General features: G+C 54.5%; 20 protein-coding genes and 1 pseudogene. 13 read left to right on the top strand and 8 right to left on the bottom strand.

Annotated elements, in window-relative coordinates; translation table 11 throughout:
• Positions 1 to 471 (bottom strand): ABC transporter ATP-binding protein (locus PSSD_RS04985; RefSeq protein WP_153011408.1); only part of this gene is annotated, 471 nt, incomplete at its 3' end.
• Between the two features lie 286 nt (positions 472 to 757).
• Between PSSD_RS04985 and PSSD_RS04980 the strand changes: the two genes are divergently transcribed.
• Positions 758 to 1981: an MFS transporter gene (locus PSSD_RS04980; protein WP_058969775.1), complete on the top strand. Its 1224-nt coding sequence runs from the start codon at positions 758 to 760 to the stop codon at positions 1979 to 1981.
• A gap of 160 nt (positions 1982 to 2141) precedes the next feature.
• Here PSSD_RS04980 and PSSD_RS04975 read toward each other — a convergent pair whose 3' ends face one another.
• The gene (locus PSSD_RS04975; protein ID WP_039328414.1) at positions 2142 to 2957 is read right to left on the bottom strand and encodes a TIM barrel protein; all 816 of its coding nucleotides are present in this window, start codon (positions 2955 to 2957) and stop codon (positions 2142 to 2144) included.
• A 413-nt stretch (positions 2958 to 3370) separates the two neighbouring features.
• Between PSSD_RS04975 and PSSD_RS04970 the strand changes: the two genes are divergently transcribed.
• Positions 3371 to 4876: a CoA-acylating methylmalonate-semialdehyde dehydrogenase gene (locus tag PSSD_RS04970; RefSeq protein WP_058969773.1), complete on the top strand. Its 1506-nt coding sequence runs from the start codon at positions 3371 to 3373 to the stop codon at positions 4874 to 4876.
• A 24-nt stretch (positions 4877 to 4900) separates the two neighbouring features.
• Positions 4901 to 5719 carry a 5-deoxy-glucuronate isomerase gene (gene iolB, locus PSSD_RS04965; RefSeq protein ID WP_039328417.1) on the top strand — a complete coding sequence of 273 codons (819 nt, stop codon included), beginning with the start codon at positions 4901 to 4903 and terminating at the stop codon, positions 5717 to 5719.
• A 121-nt stretch (positions 5720 to 5840) separates the two neighbouring features.
• On the opposite strand, the gene PSSD_RS04960 is transcribed toward iolB, so the two are convergent.
• The gene (locus PSSD_RS04960) at positions 5841 to 6686 is read right to left on the bottom strand and encodes a MurR/RpiR family transcriptional regulator (protein WP_039328419.1); all 846 of its coding nucleotides are present in this window, start codon (positions 6684 to 6686) and stop codon (positions 5841 to 5843) included.
• 230 nt (positions 6687 to 6916) lie between these two features.
• Positions 6917 to 8830: a bifunctional 5-dehydro-2-deoxygluconokinase/5-dehydro-2-deoxyphosphogluconate aldolase gene (locus PSSD_RS04955; RefSeq protein WP_039328422.1), complete on the bottom strand. Its 1914-nt coding sequence runs from the start codon at positions 8828 to 8830 to the stop codon at positions 6917 to 6919.
• 549 nt (positions 8831 to 9379) lie between these two features.
• On the opposite strand from PSSD_RS04955, the gene iolD reads away from it, so the two are divergent.
• From iolD to iolE, 3 genes are read left to right on the top strand one after another with little or no spacing between them, the layout of a single operon-like run.
• The gene (gene iolD / locus PSSD_RS04945; protein WP_058969772.1) at positions 9380 to 11314 is read left to right on the top strand and encodes a 3D-(3,5/4)-trihydroxycyclohexane-1,2-dione acylhydrolase (decyclizing); all 1935 of its coding nucleotides are present in this window, start codon (positions 9380 to 9382) and stop codon (positions 11312 to 11314) included.
• A gap of 60 nt (positions 11315 to 11374) precedes the next feature.
• Entirely contained in the window at positions 11375 to 12388 is a 1014-nt protein-coding gene (gene iolG / locus PSSD_RS04940; protein WP_039328427.1) for a bifunctional inositol 2-dehydrogenase/D-chiro-inositol 1-dehydrogenase, read from the top strand.
• Between the two features lie 38 nt (positions 12389 to 12426).
• Positions 12427 to 13323 (top strand): myo-inosose-2 dehydratase, encoded by an 897-nt coding sequence (gene iolE, locus PSSD_RS04935; RefSeq protein ID WP_039328429.1) that lies wholly within the window; start codon positions 12427 to 12429, stop codon positions 13321 to 13323.
• Between the two features lie 91 nt (positions 13324 to 13414).
• On the opposite strand, the gene glpD is transcribed toward iolE, so the two are convergent.
• Entirely contained in the window at positions 13415 to 14923 is a 1509-nt protein-coding gene (glpD, locus tag PSSD_RS04930) for a glycerol-3-phosphate dehydrogenase (RefSeq protein ID WP_039328431.1), read from the bottom strand.
• 226 nt (positions 14924 to 15149) lie between these two features.
• Here glpD and glpE point away from each other — a divergent pair, with 226 nt between their 5' ends.
• From glpE to malQ, 5 genes are all read left to right on the top strand, one after another.
• Entirely contained in the window at positions 15150 to 15476 is a 327-nt protein-coding gene (gene glpE / locus PSSD_RS04925; RefSeq protein WP_039328433.1) for a thiosulfate sulfurtransferase GlpE, read from the top strand.
• Between the two features lie 32 nt (positions 15477 to 15508).
• A complete protein-coding gene (gene glpG / locus PSSD_RS04920) occupies positions 15509 to 16333 on the top strand; it encodes a rhomboid family intramembrane serine protease GlpG (RefSeq protein WP_039328435.1) in 825 nt (274 codons plus the stop codon).
• Positions 16334 to 16373: 40 nt separating this feature from the next.
• Complete coding sequence (locus PSSD_RS04915) at positions 16374 to 17132, top strand: DeoR/GlpR family transcriptional regulator (RefSeq protein WP_039328437.1); 759 nt, start codon at positions 16374 to 16376, stop codon at positions 17130 to 17132.
• A 293-nt stretch (positions 17133 to 17425) separates the two neighbouring features.
• Positions 17426 to 19831: a maltodextrin phosphorylase gene (gene malP / locus PSSD_RS04910; RefSeq protein ID WP_058969770.1), complete on the top strand. Its 2406-nt coding sequence runs from the start codon at positions 17426 to 17428 to the stop codon at positions 19829 to 19831.
• Between the two features lie 90 nt (positions 19832 to 19921).
• Positions 19922 to 21967, top strand: coding sequence for a 4-alpha-glucanotransferase (gene malQ / locus PSSD_RS04905; protein WP_058969768.1), 2046 nt, complete (start codon positions 19922 to 19924; stop codon positions 21965 to 21967).
• Positions 21968 to 22002: 35 nt separating this feature from the next.
• On the opposite strand, the gene nfuA is transcribed toward malQ, so the two are convergent.
• Together nfuA and PSSD_RS04895 are read right to left on the bottom strand one after the other, a co-directional pair.
• Entirely contained in the window at positions 22003 to 22578 is a 576-nt protein-coding gene (nfuA, locus tag PSSD_RS04900) for a Fe-S biogenesis protein NfuA (protein WP_039332658.1), read from the bottom strand.
• A gap of 58 nt (positions 22579 to 22636) precedes the next feature.
• Positions 22637 to 23313: pseudogene (locus PSSD_RS04895) on the bottom strand (phosphoribosyltransferase family protein).
• Between the two features lie 35 nt (positions 23314 to 23348).
• Here PSSD_RS04895 and bioH point away from each other — a divergent pair.
• Together bioH and PSSD_RS04885 are read left to right on the top strand one after the other, a co-directional pair.
• Positions 23349 to 24125, top strand: a complete 777-nt coding sequence (bioH, locus tag PSSD_RS04890) for a pimeloyl-ACP methyl ester esterase BioH (RefSeq protein WP_058969766.1) — start codon at positions 23349 to 23351, stop codon at positions 24123 to 24125.
• Between the two features lie 151 nt (positions 24126 to 24276).
• Positions 24277 to 24546, top strand: coding sequence for a YdgH/BhsA/McbA family protein (locus tag PSSD_RS04885; RefSeq protein ID WP_034820058.1), 270 nt, complete (start codon positions 24277 to 24279; stop codon positions 24544 to 24546).
• On the opposite strand, the gene PSSD_RS04880 is transcribed toward PSSD_RS04885, so the two are convergent.
• Positions 24547 to 26235 (bottom strand): alpha-amylase family glycosyl hydrolase, encoded by a 1689-nt coding sequence (locus tag PSSD_RS04880; RefSeq protein WP_058969764.1) that lies wholly within the window; start codon positions 26233 to 26235, stop codon positions 24547 to 24549. It abuts the gene before it with no gap.
• Positions 26236 to 26373 lie beyond the last annotated feature (138 nt).

Raw genomic sequence — 26373 nt, 5'->3', positions numbered from 1 at the left:
GGCCACCAGGGCGCGGGCCAGGGCCACGCGCTGCTGCTGTCCGCCCGAGAGCAACGCTGGTTTACGATCGCCGAAATCGGCGAGACCGACCTGCGCGAGCGCGGCATCGGCCTGTTGCTGGGCGGCGGCTTTTTTTATTCCGCGCATGCGCAGCGGAAACGCCACGTTCTGCACCACGGTCATGTGCGGCCACAGAGCGTAATCCTGGAACACCATACCGAGGTTACGCATTTCTGGGGCATCACAGTGACGCGCAGAAGCAACACAGCGATCGCCAATCCACAGCTCTCCTGCGGTGGGTTGCAGCAAGCCTGCCAGCAGTTTCAATAGCGTGCTTTTGCCACAGCCGCTCGGGCCGAGCAGCGCAAGAATTTCGCCTGCGGGAATGGTCAGGGAGAGATCGTGCAGAATAGTCAGGTTGTTCACCGACCATCTGAGGTTTTTCAGTTCGATAGGCACGGCATGCTTCACAGACCACCTCCGGTAAAGGAGTGGCACTGAAGCGCGCGCGCCTGACAGCAGATCAGGGGCGTCATAACATTTCCTCAATACCCTAAATTCTTCGCGCTGTAGCGAGGCGACAACGTGAAGAATGACGGGTATATCCTCTTTGGGATTTCGTTGCGGGCGAGTTTACGAGGGCGTTATGACGAAATGATGACCAAAAATTAGGGCGTTCTGCGGATGCACCGCGCGTGAAAAGGCGTATAGTTAGTCTCCTATACAAAAATTCCGTCACCCACGAGCGCAATCACTCATGCCTGACCAGCCTGCCGCCGCCCCTGAACACGGCCGACTTCGCCTTAATCTCCTGATCCTCTCTATCGTCAAATTCAACTTTGCCAGCTATCTGACTATCGGCTTGCCGCTGGCTGTACTGCCCGGCTATGTCCATGATGGATTGGGTTACAGCGCTTTCTGGGCGGGGCTGGTTATCAGCCTGCAATACATTGCCACGCTGCTAAGCCGTCCCCATGCCGGTCGATATGCGGACATGTGGGGGCCGAAAAAAGTGGTGGTGCTGGGATTGGTGGGCTGCTTGATCAGCGGCATCTGTATTTTGCTCTCCGCGCTCACTGAAGGTCAGGGCGTGCTCAGTCTGATTTTGCTCTGTCTGGGGCGTGTGATCCTCGGCGTCGGGCAGAGCTTCTCCGGCACCGGTACCTCATTGTGGGGCGTGGCGCGCGTGGGCTCGCTGCACATTGGCCGGGTGATTTCGTGGAACGGCATCGTGACTTACGGCGCGATGGCGATTGGTGCACCACTTGGCGTAGTGATCTTCCGCAGCGGTGGTTTGCTGCTGCTCTCTGGCATTATTATTGCCATCTGTGTGCTGGCAATTGTGCTGGCTCTGCCGCGTGCGCCGGTCAAAGGCAGCAAAGCCAAACCGCTGCCGTTTCGCGATGTGCTGGGGAAAATCTACGGTTTTGGCCTGATTCTGGCGATGGGTTCGGCGGGCTTTGGTGTGATCGCCACCTTTATCACCCTGTTTTATCAAGATAAAGGCTGGGATGGTGCCGCCTTTGCACTGACGTTGTTCAGCGCGGCCTTTGTCGGCACGCGGCTGCTGTTTCCCAACTCAATTAACAAGCTCGGTGGCCTGCGCGTGGCCAGTATCTGCTTTGCGGTGGAAGCGGTGGGGCTGTTTTTGGTGGCTGGGTCCTTCGATCCCTGGATGGCGAAGATGGGTGCCTTCCTGACAGGCGCGGGTTTCTCGCTGGTGTTCCCGGCGATTGGCGTGGTGGCGGTGAAAGTGGTGCCGCAGCAAAACCAAGGCAGCGCACTGGCGACCTACACCGCGTTTATGGATTTGTCGCTGGGTATCACCGGACCGATCGCGGGTTTCATCATGAGTTATGCCGGCGTGTCTCTGGTGTATCTGCTGACCGCGTTGCTGGTGTGTTTAGCGCTGTTTTGCACACTGCGCATGATGAAGCGCATGCCAGAGGAGGCGAGGGTGGAGATTAAAGAGAATGCGTAATGTTGCACAATGAGCGTAGTTTGGTCGCCATAAATGGCGCCCCTACAAATCTTCGTAGGGTGCGCATTTAGGTACACCAAGACGAGGATGAAAAAAAGGCCTCCGACCGAGGCCAACACTAACAAAAGTGTCTTGTTTTAGACACAGATAAGGGTTCGTTTCAGGCTTGCAGCAACTCAATGCTGCGGCGAATTTCGCGTTCTATCTCTTTCGCGCCCCATTTTTCCAGCTCAGACGAGAACGGCTCAAATGCATAGATGCCTTTGTAGCCGAGCATCTCCAGGCGTTTCACCTGCGCCACGCTGTTCAGCACATCGCTGTCGCTGAGCATAATGCGTTCTTCATCGGTCAACTCTGCTGTTGGGCGGGTATCCTCCACGCCAGAGAGATGCACCAGACCAATACGGTTTACGTCAATTTCCTGCGGAAATTCTTGTTCAGCGTTCTCATACAAATGATGATGGAACGTATCCAGCAGCAGTTTGAACGGCACCTCTGCCTGGGCGATTAATTTCTGTGTCAGTACCGCAGAACGCAGCGAACTCACCGGGAAACCCAAGGGTTCCACGTAGCCTTGAATGCCATATTCAGCAAACAGCGGCGCCAGCTTTTGCATCGCTTCCTGTGTCTGTTCCGGCGAAATCGCGATGCCTTCATTCAATGGGCACATCACCAGCGCTTTAGCGCCAATGGCTTTCGCCTCTTGCAACAGGGCCGTGGCTTTCGCCAGTAACGCTTCATCAGGACGGTTGAACGGATAAAGCGCGTTAATGGTCTCGATCTCAATATGGTACTTGTCCGCCAACGCCCGCAGTTGGGATGCGCTCAGGTCGTCGGTGACTTTGCCGCCAGTCATGTCATTGCGCAGCTCGACTTTGCTCAATCCCAGACGTTGTACCAACTGGAAGAAGGCCTCAATCGAGAGGGCCGGCGCAATTTTACGGTTGATACAGAAACGGGTTGGATCGATGGCCATATTCGGCTCCTGTAAGAGTATGCGGGTAAGATGCTGCAAAGAGAACATTTATTTCATTGTTAGTGAATTATGAAATATCAGATATTGGATCTCCCTCGCAAAAATTTCATATTTCGTTTCGCGTAGTATCAGGCTGGCGTGATTTCGGGGGAATCAGTGTTGTCACAGAGGGTTAGCATTCGCGGAGGAGTCGGTGGGCTTAGCGCCTGTGGAACAGGGTTTGCGCCCGTATGGCAGCGTAGAGAGAAAAAATGCGATCCATGCCGCTAAAAGGAAATTTTCCAAAAAGAAGTATTTGAAAAATTTATTTCATTGTAATAGCTTCATAGCACGCTTTTCGTATTGCCTGATCAGGTGGCGTTGCGGTGTTAATCGACTGCCTGCAGGGAACTTCACATCAAAGAGGCAACGACATGACTATCGTAGGAAACTTTATCGGCGGCAAGATTACCCACAGCGCCAGCAATGAAACTATTCCGGTATACGATCCGGCCACCGGCAAAGTAGTGCGTGAACTCACCCAGAGCACCTCTGCTGAAGTCGAAAAAGCGATTGAAATCGCTCACGCTGCGTTCCCTGAATGGTCGAAGACTGCACCGCTGCGTCGTGCCCGCGTGATGTTCAACTTCAAAGCTCTGATGGAAAAACACCGTGATGAGCTGGCTGCGCTGATTGTCTCTGAGCACGGAAAAGTGTGGTCAGATGCGCTAGGCGAGCTGACGCGCGGTATCGAAGTCATCGAGTTTGCCTGCGGTATTCCGCACCTGATCAAAGGTGAGAACTCCCCAAGCGTGGGAACGGGTGTTGACAGCTACTCGCTGATGCAGCCGGTGGGCGTCGTCGCCGGTATCACCCCATTCAACTTCCCGGCAATGGTGCCATTGTGGATGTTCCCTATCGCACTGGCCTGCGGTAACACCTTTATCCTGAAGCCACCGGCGCTGGACCCATCAGCCTCTGTACGTATGGCGGAACTGCTGAAAGAAGCGGGCCTGCCAGATGGCGTGTTCAACGTGGTGCACTCTTCCAACGAAGATGCCGAACAGCTGTACAAAGATCCGCGCATTGCAGCGGTGAGCTTCGTCGGTTCTTCCGGTGTGGCTGAGCACATCTACAAAACCGCCAGCGCCCACGGTAAACGTGTTCAGGCGTTTGGTGCGGCGAAAAACCACGCTATCGTGATGCCAGATGCCGATCTGGATGCCACCGTGAATGCCATTATGGGCGGCGCGTTTGGCTCAGCTGGCGAACGCTGCATGGCGTTGCCTGTAGTGGTTGCCGTAGGCAACGACACTGCAGACAAACTGATCGCGCGTTTAACGCCGCTGATCAAAGCGTTGCGCGTGGGTCCTGGCATCCAGAAAGGGACTGAAGAGAACGAAATGGGGCCGGTGGTTTCTGCGGCGCACCAGAAGAAAGTGCTGGGCTACATCGACAAAGGTGAAGCTGAAGGCGCGAAACTGGTGGTGGATGGCCGTGGTATCAAAGTGGCTGGCCATGAAGAAGGTTACTACGTTGGCGGTACCCTGTTTGATAACGTGACGCCTGACATGGTGATCTGGCGCGAAGAGATCTTCGGACCGGTGTTGAGCATCATGCGTGCGACGGATTTCGATAGCGCACTGAAACTGGTGAATAGCCATGAATTCGGTAACGGCAGCGCGATCTTCACCAGCAACGGCCATACTGCACGTGAATTCGTCCAGAACGTGGAAGCGGGCATGGTGGGTGTCAACGTACCGGTGCCGGTGCCAATGGCCTTCCACAGCTTCGGCGGCTGGAAACGTTCGGTGTTTGGTGCCCTGAATGTGCATGGTCCAGATGGTGTGCGCTTCTACACCCGCATGAAAACGGCGACTGTGCGTTGGCCGAGCGGTCAGCAAACGGTTTCTGAGTTCAGCATGCCAACGCTGGGCTAATCTCGCGCAAACAGGAGGAAGAGGATGTCTCTGATTTCGAAAGTGCAGCAGCCAGACAGCAACGGTCGTATTCAGCATGTGACGCCTGAAAGTGCAGGCTGGGAGTACGTCGGTTTTGATGCCTATCTGCTGAAGAAGGGCCAAAGCCTGAAACTGAGCAGTGGCGATAAGGAGCTGTGCCTGGTGCTGGTGGCCGGATTCGCGTCGGTGAAAACCCGTCACGCGGAGTTCCCGAACCTCGGCAAACGTCTGTCACCGTTCGAGCGTATTCCGCCTTACTCAGTTTACGTGCCGCACAACGATGAAGTGGAAGTCTACGCGGATAGCGATCTGGAGCTGGCTGTCTGTAATGCACCGAGCAAGGGTAACCTACCGGCGCGCTTGATTGCGCCGGAAGATGTCGGTGTGGAGCATCGAGGCAAAGGGCGCAACCAGCGCCTGGTGCACAACATTCTGCCGGACAACAAAGAAGCCGATAGTTTGCTGGTGGTGGAAGTGTATACCGACGAGGGTGCGACCAGTTCGTACCCGAGCCATAAGCATGACCAGAAAACCAGCCCGGACGAAACCTATCTGGAAGAAACCTATTATCACCGTTTCGATCCAGAACCCGGCTTCGCCATGCAGCGCGTTTACACCGACGACCGTTCACTCGATGAGTGCATGGCGCCGTATAACCGCGATGTCGTGACCGTGCCGCGTGGCTATCACCCGGTGGCCACTATCGCGGGGTACGATAACTACTATCTGAACGTGATGGCCGGTCCGGTGCGTCTGTGGAAATTTACCTGGGAGAAAGATCACGCCTGGGTGAACAGCGACCAGTATCCGCGCAGCAAGTAACCTGCTCGTTGTGCCGTTTCCGTGGGTGCGCATTGATGCGCACCAGGCAGACACAGTATGACGCAGATGTAAAAAGGGCAGCCAAATGGCTGCCCTTTTGTATGCATCACGCCCGGCTAAGTCACTCGCCGGTAGTGGTGTTATTCAGCGCTAAAGAGACGGCCAGCGTTTGCGCCAGGCAGAGAGAGGCAACCTGTGAACGGAAGCCATCCACCTGAGCTTCACGCACCACAAAGCACACATCGCTGAAGGCGGCGAGCGGGCTCACCTGGCTGTCGGTGATGGCGATGAGGTGTGCGCCACGTTTGGCACCCAGCTCGACTAATTCCACCGCTTCACGAGCATACGGGGAGTAGCTGATTGCAATCACCACGTCTTTTGGGTTCACCATGCTCAACTGCTCGGTAAACATGCCGCCGAGGCCGTCAATCAGGAAGGCTCTGCGCTCCAGATGGCGCAACGCATACACCAGATAAGATGCAACGCTAAATGAACGGCGCAGACCAATAATGTAGATGTTTTCCGCTTCATTAAGCATCTTCACGGCTTTATTCAGCTGGTCAGGATTCACCTGCATCGCCAACTGTTGCAATGCCTGGCTGTTCACCATGGTGAAGACGTTAAGGATTTCAACTGGGCTCTCAGGAGAGCTGGCGCTGTCGTCCGTGGCTGTCTGGCGGAACAGGCGTGCGCGCTCGGTGTAGTTCACGGTCTCTTCCATCAGATGCTGACGGAAAACCTGTTTCATTTCGTTGAAGCCGCTGAAGCCAAACGCATTGGCAAAGCGGATCAGCGTGGAGGGCGGCACATCAGCTTGTTGCGCGATAGAAGCCACGGTGTCGAAGGCGATACTGTTGCTGTTATCAAGAATATAACGAGCTACTTGCTTCAGGCGTTTACTCAGCGTCTCGTAGCGACGACGGATATCGTCCTGTAACAAGGTTAATTGGGTTGGATTATTGGTCATTACTTCGGCCCGCTAAAAAAGAAAATATGGCTGGATAATGAGCGCTATAGTACCAGATGGATGGAAAATTTCATTCGTTTGACGCTTTCGTGACGCTTATTTCATCGGTTTATGAAATGCCTCACAAAATAAGGTGGTTAATTACGGGAAGGTTGGGAAGCCAAAGAAGAGGCGGCTTTGCAGCCGCCTTCAGGCGCACCAAGGTGCGCCACTATCAAGATAACAACCTGTCAGCCGCGAGCTGCGCGCCAGTAGCCAATCAATCGCAGATAATTGCCTTTCACGGTTTCAATCAGCGCTTTGTCATCCAATTCGCCGTTCAGCCACTGGCGTGAAGGTTGACCAAAGATGGTGCGACCCACCGCAAAGCCTTTCACCCACGGTGCCTGTGCGGCGGCGGCGAAACCGGCTTTCAGTTTCTCTTCCGGCGCGTCGAGGCCGAGCAGCAAAATGCCGCGGCAGTGGGGATCGTTTTGTTCGATCAGCCCGCTGATTGACTGCCAGCTTTCCGCGGACAGCGGCGGCAATTTCCACCAGTCTGGCTGAATCCCGAGGCTGTAGAAGTGGCTCAGCATATCGTAATAGTAAGATTCATTACGGTCGGGATTACTCTCCGGCAGAATCACTTCCAGCAACAATTCGTGGCCGCTCTTATTACAGCCGTTCCACACATCGAGCACCAGTTCATCCTGCTCTTTACGCAGTTCGGCACTGTCGTGTGGATGGTAGAACACCAGACATTTCACCACGTGTTCTGCCGGCCAATCGACCAGCTGCGAACCGATATTACCGTGCTCCAAACGCAGTGGGCGGGAGCTTGGCAGTTCGATTGGGCGACCAATCCACCAGTTTTTGCCGGTAATCGCGTTCAGCGCCTTCTGACCGTAAGTGGTATCCGCGAGAATACCGCTCTTTTCATTCAAACCGGCTTCGTTTGCCGCTTCCTGCGCAGCCTGCAACAGCAGCACTTTCAGTTGCGGAATGAGATCTTCACTGACGCCAGCTTCACGGGCCATGTCAGCCAACTGCTTACGGTGGTCGAACGCGAACACATTCAGCTCTGGCCACTGCTGTTTACGCGTGGTGACGCGATGCAAATGGTTCAGACGCGCATCAAGATCGGGACGTTTCACGTCTTTATCGCGGCTAAGGAAATCGTCCAGCTCTTCTTTGGTTGGCATCGCTGGGGCGCAGCCATGGCGTGAAACCACCAAGGCACCACATGCGTTGGCGTAGCGGCAAGCCTGCTCCCAACTCTCGTCGTTCAGCCAGCCACGCAGCAGGCCTGACATAAAGGCATCACCGGCACCCAGTACGTTCAGAACTTCGACACGCACGCCGGTTTGCAGCCTGGTCTGTTCCCAGCTATCTGGAATATCGCCTTCAAACACCACGCAACCCAACGGACCGCGTTTGCACACCAGCGTCGCTTTGCTCGCCTTACGCACATTTTTCAGCGCCGTCAGCGTATCGGTGCTGCCGCCCGCGATATGGAACTCTTCTTCCGTTCCTACCACCAAATCGAAATAGTGCAGCACTTCCTGCAGCTGTTTGGTCACTTCACCGGACTCAACGAAACGGGTCTCGCCATCACCCAGTGAAGTCAGCCCCCACAGCACGGGACGGTAATCAATATCCAGCGCGGTACGCAGCCCGTTGCGTTTGGCGATATCCAGCGCTTTCAGCACCGCAGCACGCGTTTGAGGATGTGACAGATGCGTACCCGTCACGGCCACGGCACGAGAAGAGGTGATAAATTCTTCATTAATGTCTTCCGGCACCAGGCCCATATCGGCGCAGTTGTCGCGGTAGAAAATCAGCGGGAAGGTGTCTTCATCCTTAATACCGAGGATCACCAGGCCGGTCAGGCGGTTTTTATCCGTAATCAGCCCGTCGGTGTTGCAACCGACACGCTGCAGTTCTTCACGCAGAAAACGGCCGTTGTGTTCATCCCCTACGCGCGCCAGCATCGCCGATTTCAGACCCTGAATCGCGGTGCCATATGCCACGTTGCCGGAGGAGCCGCCCAGATACTTATTGAAGCTGGTCATATCTTCCAGGCGTGATCCGATTTGCTGACCGTAGAGGTCGACGGCGATGCGTCCGATACAAATCACATCAAGCCGCTTCTGTTGTGTACTCATACCTATTGTTTCCTTCTGTGATAAGCAGACACTGCGGGCGAGGCCACCCTACATCGAGCGCTATGCTTCCGGGTTCTCAAGGTGCCTTATTGGCTTTGGTGGCAGTATGAGGAATAAAAATTCCAAATACAATATGAAATGAAACATCCATCGCGATTTTGTGAGCCAGGTAAAACTCTGATTGATGCGCTGTCTCGGCCGGTCATACAGCATGAGTTTCACGGATGCTCTGGCTTGTGAGCCAGGTCGCAGGAAAATGCCGTGAAATAAAGGAAGCTACTGAAGTGAAATGAAATTTCGTTATACCGGTTAAATGGCAGCATGCTGTTCCACTTTCTTCCTTATCTTTACTCCCGTATCCCACGTTTCATCGCTGAATTTGATCTCCATCGCAAAATGAAATGTTTCTTCTGTAATCGTGTTTAATGAAAAAAATATTTGTTTATAATCGCCACACGTTTCACTTATCCGCGGGCGCCATTTACGGCAGCGAAACCCGAACCGCGTTGTACTCATCACCTGGGTACCAGCATGTAAAGGAAGAAGCATATGGGCACAATCAGACTTACCACGGCACAGGCGCTGGTGAAATTCCTTGATAATCAGTACCTGAACGTAGATGGCGTTGAAACCAAGTTTGTGAAAGGCATTTTCGCCATTTTCGGTCACGGCAATGTGCTGGGACTCGGACAGGCGCTGGAGCAAGACAGCGGCGATCTGGTGGTGCATCAGGGCCGAAATGAGCAGGGCATGGCCCACGCGGCGATTGGTTTTGCCAAGCAATCACTGCGTCGTCAGATCATTGCCTGTACCTCATCGGTAGGACCGGGTGCCGCGAACATGATCACCGCCGCCGCTACCGCAACGGCTAACCGCATTCCTTTACTGCTGCTGCCTGGCGATGTGTTTGCCACGCGCCAGCCTGATCCGGTGTTGCAGCAGATTGAACAGAGTCACGATCTTAGCATCAGCACCAATGACGCCTTCCGTGCCGTAAGCAAATACTGGGACCGCGTCAGTCGTCCTGAACAGCTGATGACCGCCTGTATCAACGCCTTACGTGTACTGACCGATCCTGCTGAAACCGGCACGGTGACCATCGCCTTGCCTCAGGATGTACAGGGTGAAGCCTGGGACTTCCCGGAATATTTCTTCCAGAAGCGCGTACACCGTCTGGACCGTCGCTTACCGACGGCTGCCCAGTTGGAAGATGCGCTGGCGTTAATTGCCCGTAAGCACAAGCCGCTGATTATTGTCGGTGGTGGCCTGAAATATTCAGATGCGGGTGACGCGCTGCTGAAATTTGCCGAGCGCTTTAACATTCCGTTCGCAGAGACGCAGGCGGGGAAAGGCACCATCGTATCTGATCATCCGTTGAATGTGGGTGGAGTGGGTGAAACCGGCTGTCTGGCGGCTAACCTGCTGGCGAAAGAGGCCGACTTAGTTATCGGTATCGGTACGCGCTACACCGATTTCACCACGGCATCGAAATGGATTTTCCAGAATCCAGAGGTGAGCTATCTAAACCTCAACGTCAGCAACTTTGACAGCTACAAACTGGATGCGGTGCAGCTGCTGGCCGATGCGCGCGAAGGTCTGACGGCGCTGGAAAGTGGTCTGAAAGGCTTCGAAAACCATTGGGGTGGTCAGATTGACCAGGCGCAAAGCAAGCTGTTGAAAGAAACGCAGCGTGTGTATGCCGCCACCTATAACACGGATGATTTCATTCCTGAAATCGCCGACCACGCCGACCGTGAAGCGCTGTTTGCTGAGTTCGAGCGCCTGACCCAGTCGGTGCTGACGCAGAGTAGCGTGCTGGGCACCTTAAACGAGCAGCTCCCAAAGGATGCAGTAATTGTGGCGGCAGCGGGCAGTCTGCCGGGCGACCTGCAGCGCGTGTGGCGCACCAAAGATTACAACTCGTACCACGTTGAGTATGGCTACTCGTGCATGGGTTATGAAGTCAACGCTGCACTGGGCGTGAAGCTGGCGCAGCCGCAGCGTGAAGTCTACGTGATGGTGGGTGATGGCTCCTTCATGATGTTGCACTCCGAGCTGGTGACCTCAATCCAGGAAGGCGCAAAAATCAACGTGGTGCTGCTGGATAACATGACCAACGGTTGTATCAACAACCTGCAGATGGAACACGGCATGGACAGCTTCACCACCGAGTTCCGCTTCCGTAACCCGGAAGGTGGCAAGCTGGATGGCGGTTTTGTCCCGGTAGACTTCGCCGCAATTGCGGGCGGTTACGGCTGCAAAACCTATCGCATCACCACGCTGGCGCAGTTAGAAGCCGCCTTGATTGATGCGCAGAAACAAACCGTTTCAGTGCTGTTCGACATCAAAGTGCTGCCAAAAACCATGGTGCACAAATACTTCAGCTGGTGGCACGTGGGTGTGGCGCAAACCTCCACCTCCGAGCGCACGCAGGAAGTGGCAGACAAGCTTAACGTGCACATCCAACAAGCACGTAAGTACTAATACTCTTTAGGCCGGCGTCCGTCGGCCTTATTCAACCCCTCCGACTCTACAGGTATAACTATGACGCTCAAACTCGGTGTAATTGGTACCGGTGCAATTGGCCAGGAACACATTCGTCGCTGCAATAACGTATTGCAGGGCGCGAAAGTGGTGGCGGTTTCAGATATCAACGTGGAAGGGGCGCGTGCTGCGCTGCAACGTCTGAATATCGACGCTGAGGTGTATCAGGATGGCCACCAAGTCATCAACTCACCTGACGTTGATGCGGTGTTGGTCACCTCATGGGATCCAACCCATGAAGAGTTTACGCTGGCAGCGATCGCGGCAGGCAAACCGGTATTCTGTGAGAAACCGCTGGCGCTGAGCGCTGAAGGTTGCCGTCGCATCGTTGACGCTGAGATCAAACACGGTAAGCGTCTGGTGCAGGTGGGCTTTATGCGTCCTTACGACGCGGGCTACCGTGCATTGAAGAAAGTGATCACCGACGGTGAAATCGGCGAGCCGCTGATGCTGCACTGTGCGCACCGTAACCAGAGCGTCGGTGAGAATTACACCACGGACATGGCTATCACCAATACCCTGATCCACGAGCTGGATGTATTACGCTGGTTAACAGAAGACGACTACAAAACCGTTCAGGTGGTCTTCCCACGTACCACGTCGAAATCACACGCCAAACTGAAAGATCCACAAATTGTCCTGTTTGAAACGCAGAAAGGCATCCGTATTGATGTCGAGATCTTCGTGAACTGCGCTTACGGCTACGACATTCAGTGTGAAGTGGTGGGCGAAGAGGGCATTGCCAAACTGCCTGAGCCTTCTGCCATCCAAACGCGCAAAAACGCGCGTCTCGGCAATGCCCTGCTGACCGACTGGAAAGACCGCTTTATCGAAGCTTACGACGTTGAGCTGCAGGCATTCATCAATGATGTAAAAGCGGGTCAACTTTCCGGCCCTTCAGCCTGGGATGGTTTCGCCGCTTCTGTTGCGGCAGATGCCTGCCTGAAAGCACAGAACAGCGGTGCGATTGAGGCCGTTGCCATGCCGCCACGCCCGGCATTTTACGCGAAGTAATTGAGCTTACTCTTCTCTCAAAGAATCAGGGATTTGCAATGAACAAAGACAACGTAAAACTGGCGATTGCGCCAATCGGCTGGACCAACGATGACATGCCAGAGCTGGGCAGCGAAAACACCTTCCAGCAGACAGTGAGCGAAATGGCATTGGCGGGTTTCACCGGCAGTGAAGTGGGCAGTAAATACCCAAAAGATCCGGCGGTGTTGAAACCGATGCTGGATATTCGCGGCATCCAAATCTGCAACGCGTGGTTCAGCACCTTCTTCGCAAACGGTGACAAGGCGAAAACCATCGACGAGTTCACTAATCACATGAACTTCCTGCATGCGATGGGCGCGCGCGTAATTGGCTGCTCAGAGCAGAGCAAAAGCATTCAGGGCACCACGCTGGCGGTGCTGGAACAGAAGCCGATCTTTACTGATGAAGAGTGGCGTCTGACGGCAGAAGGTTATAACGAACTGGCTGAGATCGCGGCGAAGAAAGGTATGCGTTTGACGCTGCATCACCATATGGGCACTGGCATTCAGACACCTGCTGAAATCGATCGCTTTATGGAATCGACCAATGACAACGTGGGCCTGCTGTATGACACCGGCCACATCTACTATTCCGAAGGCTCACAGCAGGTGATGCTGGATGTGCTGACCAAATATCTGCCACGTATTTTCCATGTGCATCTGAAAGACGTGCGTGACAGCGTGGTGGCCGAAGTGCGCGCCAAGTCGCTTTCGTTCCTCGATGGCGTGAAGAAAGGCACCTTCACTGTGCCTGGCGATGGTGTGATTGATTTTAAACCGGTGTTCAAAATCCTCGACGATTACGGCTACAAAGGCTGGATGGTGGTTGAAGCAGAACAGGATCCGGCGCTGGCTAATCCGTTCGAATATGCGGTGAAAGCACGTAAATATATTCGTGAGAATACCGGGCTGTAATAAAAAAATGCACCTGAAAAGGTGCATTTTTATGCGGTGCGCATCAATGCGCACCCTATATGTAGGGTCGCCATAAATGGCGACCTTTTTATTACGATGCCAGTGACAGCGCCGGTTTCTGACCGTTGGCCGCCAGCCATTCGCGAATGCGCGCCTGCTCTGCTTCCGTCAACCACATGCCCTGTTTGGTACGACGCCAGATGGCATCATCCAACTCGCGCACCCACTCGTGTTTCACCAGGTAACGCAGTTCGGCTTCGTAAAACTCATGGCCGAAGTTCTCACCCAGATCAGCCAGGCTGGTTGCGCCTTCCAGTAATACTTCAGTACGGCTGCCGTAAGTCCGGGCGAAGTGGCGCGCCATCCCTTCACTGATAAACGGATAACGACGACGCAGACCTGCGGCGTAATCTTCACGTGAACCGGAGAAATCACCGCCCGGCAACACCGCCGTTTTGGTCCAGGCTGGACCCGCATTCGGGTAATACTTGGCCAGTTTTTCCAGCGCGTGCTCGGCCAGCTTACGGTAGGTGGTCAGCTTGCCGCCAAACACGGACAGCAGCGGTGCCTGACCGTTGTCGTCATGTACATCCAGCGTGTAATCACGGGTGATCGCCTGCGGGGAATCCGATTCGTCATCGCACAGCGGACGCACGCCAGAGTAAGTCCAGACAATGTCCTCTTTGCTCAACTGCTGTTTGAAGTGTCCGTTGAACACCTTCAGCAGATAGCTGATTTCGTTGTCATCAATCTTCACATCTTTCGGATCGCCTTTGTACTCCACGTCAGTGGTGCCGATGATGGAGAATTCATCCATCCACGGAATCACAAACACGATACGGTTATCTTCGTTTTGCAGGATATAGGCCTGCTTTTCGCGGTGTACGCGCGGCACCACAATGTGGCTGCCTTTGATCAAGCGAATGCCATACGGCGATTTCAACTTCAGACCGTCGTCAAACAGCTGTTTTACCCATGGGCCGGCTGCGTTAACCAGGCCTTTGGCGCGCCAGGTAAAGGTTTTGCCAGTATCGATATCTTCGGCTTCCACCATCCACAAGCCGCCTTCGCGCCATGCGCGGTTGACGCGGGTACGGGTGCGGACTTCACCACCCTGCTTCACCACTTCTTGTGCATTGAGCACCACCATGCGCGCATCGTCCACCCAGCAGTCCGAATATTCGAATCCGCGCGTGATTTCAGGCTTAAGGGCCGATTCCGCGCCAAAACGCAGACCTTTACTGCCGGGTAAAGTGGTACGTTTGCCAAGGCGATCGTACATAAACAGGCCCAGACGGATCATCCACGCCGGACGCAGGTGCGGACGGTGCGGCAAGCGGAAGCGCATAGGGAAGGCAATATGCGGTGCCATTTTCAGCAGCACTTCGCGTTCAGCCAACGCTTCGCCCACCAGGCGGAATTCGTAATGTTCCAGATAGCGCAAGCCACCGTGAATCAACTTTGAGCTATTAGAGGAGGTAGCACAGGCCAAATCCCGCGCCTCCAGCATCAGCACTGACAGTCCGCGTCCTGCAGCGTCCACTGCAATGCCGGCTCCGTTAATGCCGCCGCCGATCACGATCAGGTCTTTGGTTTCCACGTTATCTCCTCCGATGTTCGGAATAGTTCTAAAATGTTCGTTTTCGAGCGTAATGATAATCGGAAACCAACATTGATGCCAGCGCTTAACTCAATAAAACATTTTTGCGTGATATAGCTAACATTCCTGCAGGAAAAAAATCCATAGCCTTAACTTTTGTCAGGTTATCGCGGCGGCTTCTCAGGTTAAACTAGGCGCTAATTGTGACGACCTAATGAGAGACACCATGGAAAACTTCGAATGTATTACGGTTCAGCAGGCTAACGAGCACCTGGCACAAGGCGCACAGCTGGTGGACATCCGCGATCCGCAAAGTTTTGCAATGGGCCATGCTACGGGCTCGCTACATCTTTCTAACGACAACCTCGCTGACTTTATTGCACAGGCCAATCACGACTTGCCGGTACTGGTGATGTGCTACCACGGCAACAGCAGTAAAGGCGCAGCACAATTCCTTTCAGGACAAGGGTTTAACGCGACCTACAGCATTGATGGCGGTTTTGACGCGTGGCGCGCTGCCTTTCCGGCGCAGGTGGCAACAGGCAGCGTCTGAACCGATCTCTAAAAGGAAGGAGAGTACGCACGATGCGCATTACCCAATTTAACCATCCCCGTATGGCGCAGGCATTTGTCGATTACATGGCCACGCGTGGCGTCACGCTGCGCATTGAGCGCGAAAGTCACTATGTGATTATGCTGGATGATGAAACGCAGCTTTCGCTGGTCGAAAACGAACTTGCGCAGTTCGTTCGCGATCCCAACCATCCGCGTTATCAGGCCGCCAGTTGGCACACCGGCAGCACCGAATCGGGCTTACGCTATGAGCGCAGCAACATCTGGGCGAACATTCGTGAACGCGCAGGCCCGCTCACCATGACCATCATGATCGCCTGTGTGGCGGTGTTTATCATGATGCAGATTGTGGGTGATGATGTGGCACTCGACTGGCTGGCGTGGCCGGCCGACTCCTCACAGTATTTCCAGGTCTGGCGCTGGTTTAGCCATGCGTTGCTGCATTTCTCACTGCTGCACATCTTGTTCAATCTGATGTGGTGGTGGTATCTCGGTGGTGCAGTTGAGAAGCGCATTGGCAGCGGAAAGCTGTTTGTGATTATGCTCATTTCCGCGCTTTTAAGCGGTTGGATGCAGGCCAAGTTTAGCGGCGTACTCTTCGGCGGATTGTCCGGTGTGGTCTACGCGCTGATGGGATATTGTTGGTTGCGAGGCGAGCGCGATCCCGAAAGTGGCATTTATCTGGAGCGTGGTTTGATGGGCTTCGCTATTGTATGGCTGATTATTGGCTGGTACGGCGCCTTTGGCCTGTCGATTGCCAATGCCGCCCACGTCACTGGTTTGCTGGTGGGCCTTGCTATGGCCTTTGTCGATACGCGCAATATCGCGCGTCGTTAGACAACAAAGAAGAAAACGGCGTTAAGCCGAGGAGAGGGATGTGAAGCAGACGCAACGTCATGACGCCATTATCGATCTGGTCCGGCGTCAGGGATATGTCAGCACGGAAGAGCTGGTGGATCACTTTGAGGTGAGCCCGCAAACTATCCGGCGCGATCTCAACGATCTGGCCGATCAGAATAAAATTCAGCGCCATCATGGCGGTGCGGCGCTGCCTTCCAGCTCCGAAAACACGGCGTGGCAAGACCGCAAAATGATGTGGTCGGCAGAGAAAGCGCGCATTGCTGAGCGCGTCGCGAGCCAGATCCCGGATGGCGCGACGCTGTTTATCGATATCGGCACCACGCCGGAAGCGGTAGCGCATGCGTTGCTGAATCATAATAATCTGCGCATCGTCACCAACAATCTGAATGTCGCGATTTTGTTGATGGCGAAGCCGGATTTCCGCGTGATCATTGCGGGTGGCGAAGTCCGTACCCGCGATGGTGGCATCATGGGGGAAGCCACGCTCGATTTTATCTCCCAGTTCCGCCTGGATTACGGCATCCTGGGGATTAGCGGCATCGATATGGATGGTTCGCTTCTGGAGTTCGATTACCACGAAGTCCGCACCAAACGCGCCATCATCGAAAACTCGCGTTGCGTGATGTTGGTTGTCGACCACTCGAAGTTTGGTCGTAATGCGATGGTGAACCTCGGCAGCATGAGCCTGATTGACTATATGTATACCGATAAAACCCCACCGGCCAGTGTCCTGAAGGTGATTGAGCAGCACGAAGTTCACCTCGAACTGTGTTGATGAATTTGCAGGTGCGCATAAATGCGCACCCTACGATCGCCGTAGGGTTGCCATTTATGGCGACCAAACACCGCGCACGATCGTTGTAGGGTTGCCATTTATGGCGACCGAAAAGTAGTACGCAATGCACTGCGCGATAAATTGCACCGCAATAACATGAGTCTGCCTCAACATCGTTTTTTTTCACCGCACCCGCATTTCCCTGTCGCTTTTTTCTCCGCCTCCGGCTTAACTTATCCTTTCTGGTTATGCGCTCGCCCGTCTTTACCGTTAACGGACTCGAAGGGATTGATATGTCGCAGCAAAAATTTAATAAAACACGTTTCGACGCCGCACTGACCCGCCAATGGCAGCATCTTGGACTCACTTCCGCCCAACAAATGACACCGCACCAATGGTGGCAAGCGCTGAGCAGCGTGCTGGCAGAAATGCTCGCCACCCAACCGCCCGCCACACCGCGCATGGGCCAGCGCCATGTTAATTATCTGTCGATGGAATTTCTGATTGGTCGTTTGACCGGCAATAACCTGCTCAACCTCGGCTGGTACAACGAGGTACAGGCCGCGCTGGCCGAGCATCAGATAGAGCTGAGCGAATTGCTGGAAGAAGAGATTGATCCTGCGCTGGGCAACGGCGGATTAGGGCGCTTAGCCGCCTGCTATATGGATTCAATGGCGACCGTCGGGCAGGCGGGAATGGGACATGGGCTCAACTATCAATATGGCCTGTTCCGCCAGACCTTTGATGATGGGCAGCAAAAAGAGGCACCGGACGACTGGCAGCGTGATAGCTATCCCTGGTTTCGCCATAACGCCGCGCAGGATGTGCAGGTAGGCATTGGCGGTAAAGTGAAGAAAAATGAGGATGGCACGCTGCAATGGCGGCCGAAATTTCATTTAAAGGGAGAAGCCTGGGATTTGCCGGTGGTGGGTTATCGTAATGGCGTGACCTTACCGCTACGGCTGTGGAAAGCCACCAGCGCACACCCGTTTGATCTCACCCTGTTCAACAATGGTAAATTCCTGCAGGCCGAGCAGCCAGGGATCGACGCCGATAAACTGACCAAGGTGCTCTATCCGAACGATAATCATGCAGAAGGCAAGCGACTGCGCCTGATGCAGCAGTATTTCCAGTGCGCCTGTGCGGTGGGAGATATCCTGCGGCGTCATCATTTTGCCGGGCGTTCGATTCACAGCTTGCCTGAGTTCGAAGTGATTCAACTCAACGATACCCATCCCACCATTGCCATCCCGGAAATGCTGCGTGTGCTGCTGGATGAACATCAACTGAGTTGGGATGAAGCCTGGCATATCACCAGCCGGGTATTTGCATATACCAACCACACGTTAATGCCAGAAGCGCTGGAGCGATGGGATGAACAACTGGTTCGCGACCTGCTGCCGCGCCATATGCTGATTATCCGAGAAATTAATCAGCGCCTGAAAAAAGTGGTGAAGAAGCAGTGGCCGAGTGATCGCGAGATTTGGCATAAGCTGGCCGTGGTGGCCGAAGGGCAAGTGCGCATGGCAAACCTGTGCGTGGTGAGCTGCTTTGCGGTTAACGGTGTTGCCGCGCTGCACTCTGAACTGGTGGTGAAAGATCTGTTCCCGGAATATCACCAGCTCTGGCCAAACAAATTCCATAATGTCACCAATGGCATCACGCCGCGTCGTTGGCTCAAACAGTGTAATCCCCTGTTATCTAACCTGATTGATGAAACACTGCAGGTCGAGTGGGCTAACGATCTGGATGCGCTGGAGTGGCTGGCACCTTACGCACGTAAGAAGGCCTTTCGTCAGCAGTTCCGCACCATTAAGCAGCAAAACAAGCTGCGCCTGACGGTATATATCAAACGCGTCACCGGCATTGATGTGAACCCCGATGCGCTGTTTGATGTGCAGATTAAGCGTCTACATGAGTACAAACGCCAGCACCTCAGCCTGCTGCATATGCTGCACTGTTATCGCCAGCTACGTGAAGATCCTAAAAATCCTGACGTCGTACCGCGGGTGTTCCTGTTTGGCGCAAAAGCCGCGCCGGGTTATTACCTCGCTAAAAATATTATCTATGCCATCAATAAAGTGGCAGAAGTGATCAACAACGATCCGAAGGTGAGCGATCGGCTCAAAGTGGTGTTTATTCCGGATTACCGCATCACGGCGGCGGAATTGATGATTCCCGCCGCCGATCTTTCTGAACAGATCTCCACCGCCGGTTATGAAGCTTCTGGTACCGGTAATATGAAGCTGGCGCTCAACGGGGCGCTCACCATTGGTACCCTGGACGGTGCCAACGTCGAAATTGCCGATGCGGTGGGCGAAAAGAACATCTTTATCTTCGGCAATACCGTCGATGAGGTGAAGGCGCTCAAAGCCAACGGCTATAGCCCGAAAAAACTGCGCAAAAAGAACCCGTATCTTGATGGCTTGTTGAAGGACCTGGAGAAGGGCAAGTTTAGCGATGGCGATAAACAGGCGTTTAATTTGCTGCTCGATAGCCTGACCAAAAATGGCGATCCCTGGCTGGTGCTGGCGGATTTCGATGCATACATCGCCGCGCAGCAGCAAGTGGAAGCACTGTGGAAGAATCCAGAGGCCTGGACCAAGGCGGCCATCCTTAATACCGCGCGTACCGGGCGTTTTAGTTCGGATCGATCCATCCGCGATTACCAACAGCGTATCTGGCAGGCTGCGCGCTGATGCCAGGTCGCCCAAAATGGCGACATGGCAACGCGATTACACGATTTTGTAGGGTGCGCATCTAGGCGCACCGCGCCAAAGGAGAAAACCATGACGCTCAGCAAACTGGATCAGGACGCGCTGTCCGCCGGTATCGCCGTGGAATTTATCAATGCTAAAGGTGAACCGGAAAGCATCAGTGATGAGACTAAACGAGCCCTGCTGGCGGTAATGGATACGCCAGCAGGTAAGGTGCCGCCGCTGCCGCCGGTGCAGGTCTTTACGCCGCGCACCAAGCGGCAGCTTACGCCGCAGGGCAAAGGCGAGTTTAGCTGGCAACTCCAGAGCGAACAGGGCAAAACCTTCAGTGGGACCCTTCAGGGTGGGGAAGCGTTAACGCTCCCGCCGCGCCTGCCGCAGGGCTATCACAGCTTCACGTTGCGTCAGGGACGTAAACAGTGGCAAACGCGCATCATTATCGCACCACGCCGTTGCTATCTGCCCGAGCCACTGCAACAGGGTGAAAAGCGTTGGGGCGCGTTGGTGCAGCTTTACACACTGCGATCTGACAGCAATTGGGGCATCGGTGATTTCGGCGATTTGCAGCAGATGCTGGAGCAGGTTGCGGCCAACGGCGGTGATTTTGTTGGCCTCAACCCTCTGCACGCGCTCTATCCGGCTCAACCGGACCATGCCAGTCCTTACAGTCCAGCGTCGCGCCGCTGGCTGAATGTGCTCTACATTGATGTCAACCAGGTGGCGGCTTTTGCACACAGCATCGCGGCGCAACGTTGGTGGAAGCTCGCCAAAACCCGTACCGCATTAAAACAAGCTCGTGCCACTGATTGGGTGGACTACAGTGCGGTCGCTGCGCTGAAAATAGCGGCATTGCGTTTTGCCTGGCAAAGCTGGAAACCCGATGCCGATTTTCAGCAGTTTGTTGCTGAGGGCGGTGACGCGCTGCGCTATCAAGCGGCTTTTGATGGCATCCTTGCGGAACGTGCCGCCAGTCATCCTGACGAATGGGGCTGGGAGAAATGGCCGGAAGGTTGGCGTCACGCGCACCAGCCTGAGGTGCAGCAGTGGTGTGCCGATCATGAAGATGAGATTCAGTTCTGGAGTTGGCTGCAGTGGCTGGCGCAGCAACAGTTTGCGGCCTGCTGGCAGCGCAGCCAGCAATTGGGTATGGCGGTTGGGCTGTATCGCGATTTGGCGGTTGGGGTCGCGCAACACAGCGCAGAAACCTGGCTGGACCCGCAGCTCTATAAGCTTGGCGCGTCAGTGGGCGCACCGCCCGATCGTCTGGGGCCGCTGGGGCAAAACTGGGCGTTGCCGCCGCTCGATCCGCATGTGATGCGTGCACGGGGATATCAGCCGTTTATCGACCTGCTGCGTGCCAATATGCGTGACTGCGGCGCGTTGCGTATCGACCATGTGATGGCGCTACTGCGGCTGTGGTGGATCCCTTATGGCGAAGGTGCTGACAAGGGCGCGTACGTTTCGTATCCGGTCGACGAGTTGATGGCGATCCTCGCACTGGAAAGCCAGCGGCATGGCTGCATGGTGATTGGCGAGGATTTAGGCACGGTGCCGCCGATGATCGTTCGTATGTTGCGTAGCCACGGCATCTTTTCCTGGAAGGTTCTCTTTTTTGAACAGGAAAGAGATGGCCGATATCGCCCACCTTCTGCCTATCCTCGCCAGTCGATTGCCAGCGCCAGTACGCATGATTTGCCGACGTTAAGTGGATTCTGGCAGGCCGGTGATTTGACGTTGGGCGAGAAACTGGGGATGTACCGCGGAAGCGTACTGCAATCACTGCAACAACAGCGGGTCACGCAGAAGCAAGCGTTACTGGATGCATTACAGCAGGCGGGGGCACTGTCTGCACAAGGCACTGAGCTAGCGAATGAACAATCCCTCACACCCGCGCTGAATTTGGCGATGCATCGTTTTCTTGCTCAGACGGGAAGCGCTTTACTAGGACTACAACCGGAGGATTGGCTGGGAATGATTTCGCCAGTCAATGTACCGGGTACAGTGAATGAATATCCGAATTGGCGACGGAAGTTGAGCGTCACGCTGGAAGAAATGTTTGATGATAAAGCGGTACAGCAGGTGATGAAAGCGGTCAGCGTGGGGCGCAAAGAGGCATAAGAGAGCGGCAGCACGGATGCGCTGCCGCCACAAAATCAGTAGTAAGAGTGCTCGCCGCGCTGGTGTTCGGTGAGGTCACGCACACCTTTCAGCTCAGGGAAGGCTGCCAGTAGCTCTTTCTCGATACCATCTTTCAGCGTCACGTCGATCATTGAACAGCCGTTACAGCCGCCGCCAAACTGCAGAATGGCATAGCCGTCATCGGTGATTTCCATCAGCGATACGCGACCGCCATGACCAGCCAGTTGCGGGTTGATCTGCGCCTGTAGCAGATACTCTACCCGCTCAACCATTGGCGCATCGTCAGACACTTTGCGCATCTTGGCGTTCGGCGCTTTCAGCGTCAGCTGGGAACCGAGGTTGTCAGTGACAAAATCGATCTCGGCATCTTCCAGATAAGGAGCGCTCAGCTCATCGATATAAGCTGACAGCTTTTCGAACTTCATTTCGGTGTCAGTGGCTTCTACTGCATCGGGTGGGCAGTAAGAAACGCCGCATTCCGCGGTCGGCGTACCCGGATTAATGACGAATACGCGAATTTGCGTGCCGTCTTCTTGTTTCGACAGCAATTTTGAAAAGTGCTCTTGCGCAGCATCAGTAATAACGATCATGGCGATTGCTCAATAGTTAACTAAATTACTTGGTTATAATACGCCCAACACCGACGCTCTACAAGGTACGGCACAGGCAGCCAATATGAACACTGGACGCGCCTTGCGCCAGCAGGATGCGGCTGATTTCTGCCACCGTGCTTCCGGTGGTCACCACATCATCGATGAGTAAGATATGACGTCCGCGCACCGACATTTCAAGGCGAAACGCGCCACGCAGGTTTTTTTACGGGCGCTGGCACGCAACGCATGTTGTAAAGCACCCTGCCTTCGACGGCGAACGCCTTCGCGATATTCACAGCCTAACCAGTGCGCCAGCGGTTTTGCCACCAACCCGGCCTGATTGTAGCCACGTCGCCAGGCTCGGCGGCGATGCAGCGGTACACTCAACACTAAATCTATGCGTGGTAAAAGGTTATTGCGCCGATTTGTTAATAATTTTAACAAAAGTAGCCGCGCCAGCATCACTCTAAGTGCGGTCGCGCGGGAAAATTTTAGCTGTAACACCCAATCGCTGACCGGCGGCTGGTAATCACTGACACAGGTTAAACTCTGCCACGGCAGAGGATGGCGGATGCAGCGCCCGCAGGGCTGGGTACCGCAGGCGGGTAATCCACAACAAGGACAGAGTGTGGGTAAGGGTGGAATCTGCCTGATACAGCGGCTGCATATGCCATGCCCCGCGATCTGTAACGGTAAGCGGCATAGCCAACAGAGTGCAGGGATTGATAGCATAGCGGCCTCTTTTTCACTTTTCGGGAGTGTAACCGATGAGTTCGCTTTACTGGCACACCACGGGCGAGGGCGATCGCGATCTTGTGCTGCTGCACGGCTGGGGATTAAACGCGGAAGTGTGGCAAAACATCGTTCCTCGACTCAGTCCGCATTTTCGTCTGCATTTGGTGGACCTGCCGGGCTTTGGCCGCAGCCAGGGCTTTGGGCCGCTGACCTTAGCCAATATGGCGCAACAGCTGCTACCGCAACTGCCCGCACGTGCGATACTTCTCGGCTGGTCATTGGGAGGACTGGTTGCCAGCCAAATCGCCTTGACGCAGCCGGAACGCGTTAGCGCATTGATTAGCGTTGCCTCTTCGCCCTGTTTTACCGCGCGTGGTGAGTGGCCTGGCATCAAGCCGGAAACGCTGGAAAGCTTTCAACAGCAGCTAAGCAATGACTTCCAGCGCACCGTGGAACGCTTTCTGGCGTTACAAACCATGGGCACCGAGAATGCGCGCCAGGATGCTCGTCAGTTGAAGGAGGTGGTGCTGTCGCAGCCGATGCCTTCAGTTGAAGTGCTTGAGGGTGGGCTTAAGATCTTGCATGAGGGGGATCTGCGTGCTGATTTGCCGCACATGACGCTGCCATTGCTGCGTTTGTATGGGGCGCTGGATGGTTTGGTTCCACGCCGTATTGCCCCGATGCTGGACGAAGCATTACCCACTTCCCCATCAATCGTGATGGAGAAGGCGGCACATGCGCCATTTATCTCTCACCCTGATGCATTTTGTCAGCATATTATCGAGTTCATCCAATCAGTTGCGCGTTAATTCTGTTGCTGCGCTGGCAAATTTGTCACCAGCGGCAATACTTTTGACGTGAGCTGCACCGCTGCGAGGTGTGAACCTGTCTTTTTTCTCGCCTGTTGTGCTTAGCGGCCGCTTACATCCCAATAATGGAAATATGGATGAGGGTAATGCTATGAAGATGATGAAATGGGCTGTGGCTTCTCTGGTGATGAGCGCGGTGTCGTTTTCAGCGTTCGCTGCAAAGGAAGTGACTAAAGAAGAAGTACAAAAAATGAACCTTGAGAAAATCGGTACGGTGACAACAACAGCGGAAACGACGTCACCAATGGATGCGAAGCGAGAACTTTCCAAAGCGGCCGATGAAAAAGGTGGAAAGTACTTTCTGGTGATTGCGGGTCGTGAGCATGGCAAATTCAGCGCCACCGCGGATGTCTATAAGTGATTAATCTCGCAGCCACATAAACTGCCAGGCAGCGAGCGTGAATGTCTCGCTGCCATCAATTTTCTCCCCACTGATGACATCCTGATAAAGCTTTGACTGTGGCAACCGCGTCGTGATCTCGCGGCTGCTGAGGTTAAAGATACAGAGTAACCCCTCCTCACTGCCTGACTGATGGCGGCGTAGCATCAGCAGCGCATTTTCACTCTCTAATAACGTCATCGGGTTGTCGGGATGAAAGGCAGGCTGGCGCGTGCGGAGTTGAATCAACGCGCTCAATCGTTCATACACTTGCTGACGCAGTGCATTACCACCGCTAATCCATGCTTCCATTTCATGCAGGCTGTATTTTTCTCGATTGATCGCTCGGTTATGCCCGGCGGCATGCACGCCTTCATTATCATTTCGCGAACCGAGGATGCTCTGAATATAAATTGCGGGCACCCCCGGAAAGACCAGCAGAATGGCGTGAGCGAGCAAGAATCGACGTAGACGCGTGTCATCATCATCGCTTTGGTGGTTAAGTGCATCAAGGTAGGTCACGTTGATTTCATAAGGACTGGTGGTGCCATCGGGATTGTTCTTGTAGGAGACCAGCGCACCTTCCAGCGCCAGCTCACGCACCAGCGCCACAATCTCTATCTCCGACAAAATCCCGCGCGCCGGGTTGAGGCCTATGCCATCGTGCGAAGCGAGAAAGTTGAAGAAGGTGGTGCTGCCATTTCCCGTATCCAGCGTGCTGGCCCACTGGCGTAACGCACGTGATGAACCAGAGTGAATGGCGTGTAGCACCAATGGCGGCAGTGAGAACTGGTACACCATTTGCGCTTCGTCATTACCATTGCCAAAGTAGCTGATGTTGTCTTTATGCGGCACATTGGTTTCGGTGACAATCACCGTGCCGGGTGCGACCTCGTTGGCGATGGCACGAAACAGCTTCACTAACTGGTGTGTTTTTGCCAGGTGGATACAGTTGGTTCCAGGCGTTTTCCACATATAGCCAACGGCATCAAGCCGCACATAGTCGGCGCCTTTGTTGAGGTAATCCAGTAGCACGCCCACCATGCGAATCAACACTTCCGGATTGGCAAAGTTGAGGTCAATTTGATCGGCGCTGAAAGTGGTCCAGATAAAGCGTGTCTCGCCGTTAGCCAGGGTAAAAGGGGTGAGCAGCGGTGAGGTGCGTGGCCGCGTGACCGCACTGAGGTCCGTAGCGGGTGGCATGCTGATGAAAAAGTCATCCCAGCCGGGGTCCTGCGCCAGGAAATGTTGAAACCACTGGCTGTGCGCGGACATGTGATTACAGACGAAATCGAACATCAGCCGGGTTTCACTGTGCAAGGCCGCAATATGCTGCCAGTTGCCGCAGATCGGATTAACCTGGTGATAATCAATTACCGAGAAGCCGTCATCAGACGAATAAGGGAAAAACGGCAGCAGGTGCACCAGGCTGAACGTCGATTGTAAGTGCTGCTGATAAAAGCGTGAGAAGCTGGCGAGCGTGGGCTGATCGGGTTCGCGGAACTGATCGGCATAGCTAATCAACACCACATCTTTTTCATCCCAGTGCGCTTTGCGTGGCAGTTTAGCGGTATCACGTGCAGCGCGAATGTGCGAAAGCAGGCGCTCACGTGCGGCGACGGGAAAGCGGCCTTCGTAAATCTCATCAAGTAATGCGTTGATTTTGTCCATCAGATCGTTGGGCCACGCGGAAGGTCATTTTTTCACACGGATTTTTTCAGCGTAGACGGTAGGGGGGATTTATCAACTTGAGAGGGTCATGCAGGGGCGTGCTTTAGGGCGGCCTAAAGGCCGCCCTACTCAGGATGA

Origin of the sequence: Type-D symbiont of Plautia stali (genome assembly GCF_001485335.1) — a bacterium.
Classification (GTDB): domain Bacteria; phylum Pseudomonadota; class Gammaproteobacteria; order Enterobacterales; family Enterobacteriaceae; genus Pantoea; species Pantoea vagans_C.
The sequence above is the reverse complement of the archived record's forward strand: the minus strand, read 5'-3'. Positions and strand labels throughout refer to the sequence as shown.

Excerpts from the sequence above, each read along its gene's own strand:
- iolG (WP_039328427.1), top strand. The coding sequence starts at position 11,375 with ATGACGCTCAAACTCGGTGTAATTGGTACCGGTGCAATTGGCCAGGAA.
- PSSD_RS04955 (WP_039328422.1), bottom strand. The coding sequence starts at position 8,830 with ATGAGTACACAACAGAAGCGGCTTGATGTGATTTGTATCGGACGCATC.
- bioH (WP_058969766.1), top strand. The coding sequence starts at position 23,349 with ATGAGTTCGCTTTACTGGCACACCACGGGCGAGGGCGATCGCGATCTT.
- iolE (WP_039328429.1), top strand. The coding sequence starts at position 12,427 with ATGAACAAAGACAACGTAAAACTGGCGATTGCGCCAATCGGCTGGACC.
- iolB (WP_039328417.1), top strand. The coding sequence starts at position 4,901 with ATGTCTCTGATTTCGAAAGTGCAGCAGCCAGACAGCAACGGTCGTATT.
- PSSD_RS04960 (WP_039328419.1), bottom strand. The coding sequence starts at position 6,686 with ATGACCAATAATCCAACCCAATTAACCTTGTTACAGGACGATATCCGT.
- malP (WP_058969770.1), top strand. The coding sequence starts at position 17,426 with ATGTCGCAGCAAAAATTTAATAAAACACGTTTCGACGCCGCACTGACC.
- PSSD_RS04880 (WP_058969764.1), bottom strand. The coding sequence starts at position 26,235 with ATGGACAAAATCAACGCATTACTTGATGAGATTTACGAAGGCCGCTTT.
- glpE (WP_039328433.1), top strand. The coding sequence starts at position 15,150 with ATGGAAAACTTCGAATGTATTACGGTTCAGCAGGCTAACGAGCACCTG.
- malQ (WP_058969768.1), top strand. The coding sequence starts at position 19,922 with ATGACGCTCAGCAAACTGGATCAGGACGCGCTGTCCGCCGGTATCGCC.
- PSSD_RS04970 (WP_058969773.1), top strand. The coding sequence starts at position 3,371 with ATGACTATCGTAGGAAACTTTATCGGCGGCAAGATTACCCACAGCGCC.
- PSSD_RS04975 (WP_039328414.1), bottom strand. The coding sequence starts at position 2,957 with ATGGCCATCGATCCAACCCGTTTCTGTATCAACCGTAAAATTGCGCCG.
- iolD (WP_058969772.1), top strand. The coding sequence starts at position 9,380 with ATGGGCACAATCAGACTTACCACGGCACAGGCGCTGGTGAAATTCCTT.
- nfuA (WP_039332658.1), bottom strand. The coding sequence starts at position 22,578 with ATGATCGTTATTACTGATGCTGCGCAAGAGCACTTTTCAAAATTGCTG.
- glpG (WP_039328435.1), top strand. The coding sequence starts at position 15,509 with ATGCGCATTACCCAATTTAACCATCCCCGTATGGCGCAGGCATTTGTC.
- PSSD_RS04980 (WP_058969775.1), top strand. The coding sequence starts at position 758 with ATGCCTGACCAGCCTGCCGCCGCCCCTGAACACGGCCGACTTCGCCTT.
- PSSD_RS04885 (WP_034820058.1), top strand. The coding sequence starts at position 24,277 with ATGAAGATGATGAAATGGGCTGTGGCTTCTCTGGTGATGAGCGCGGTG.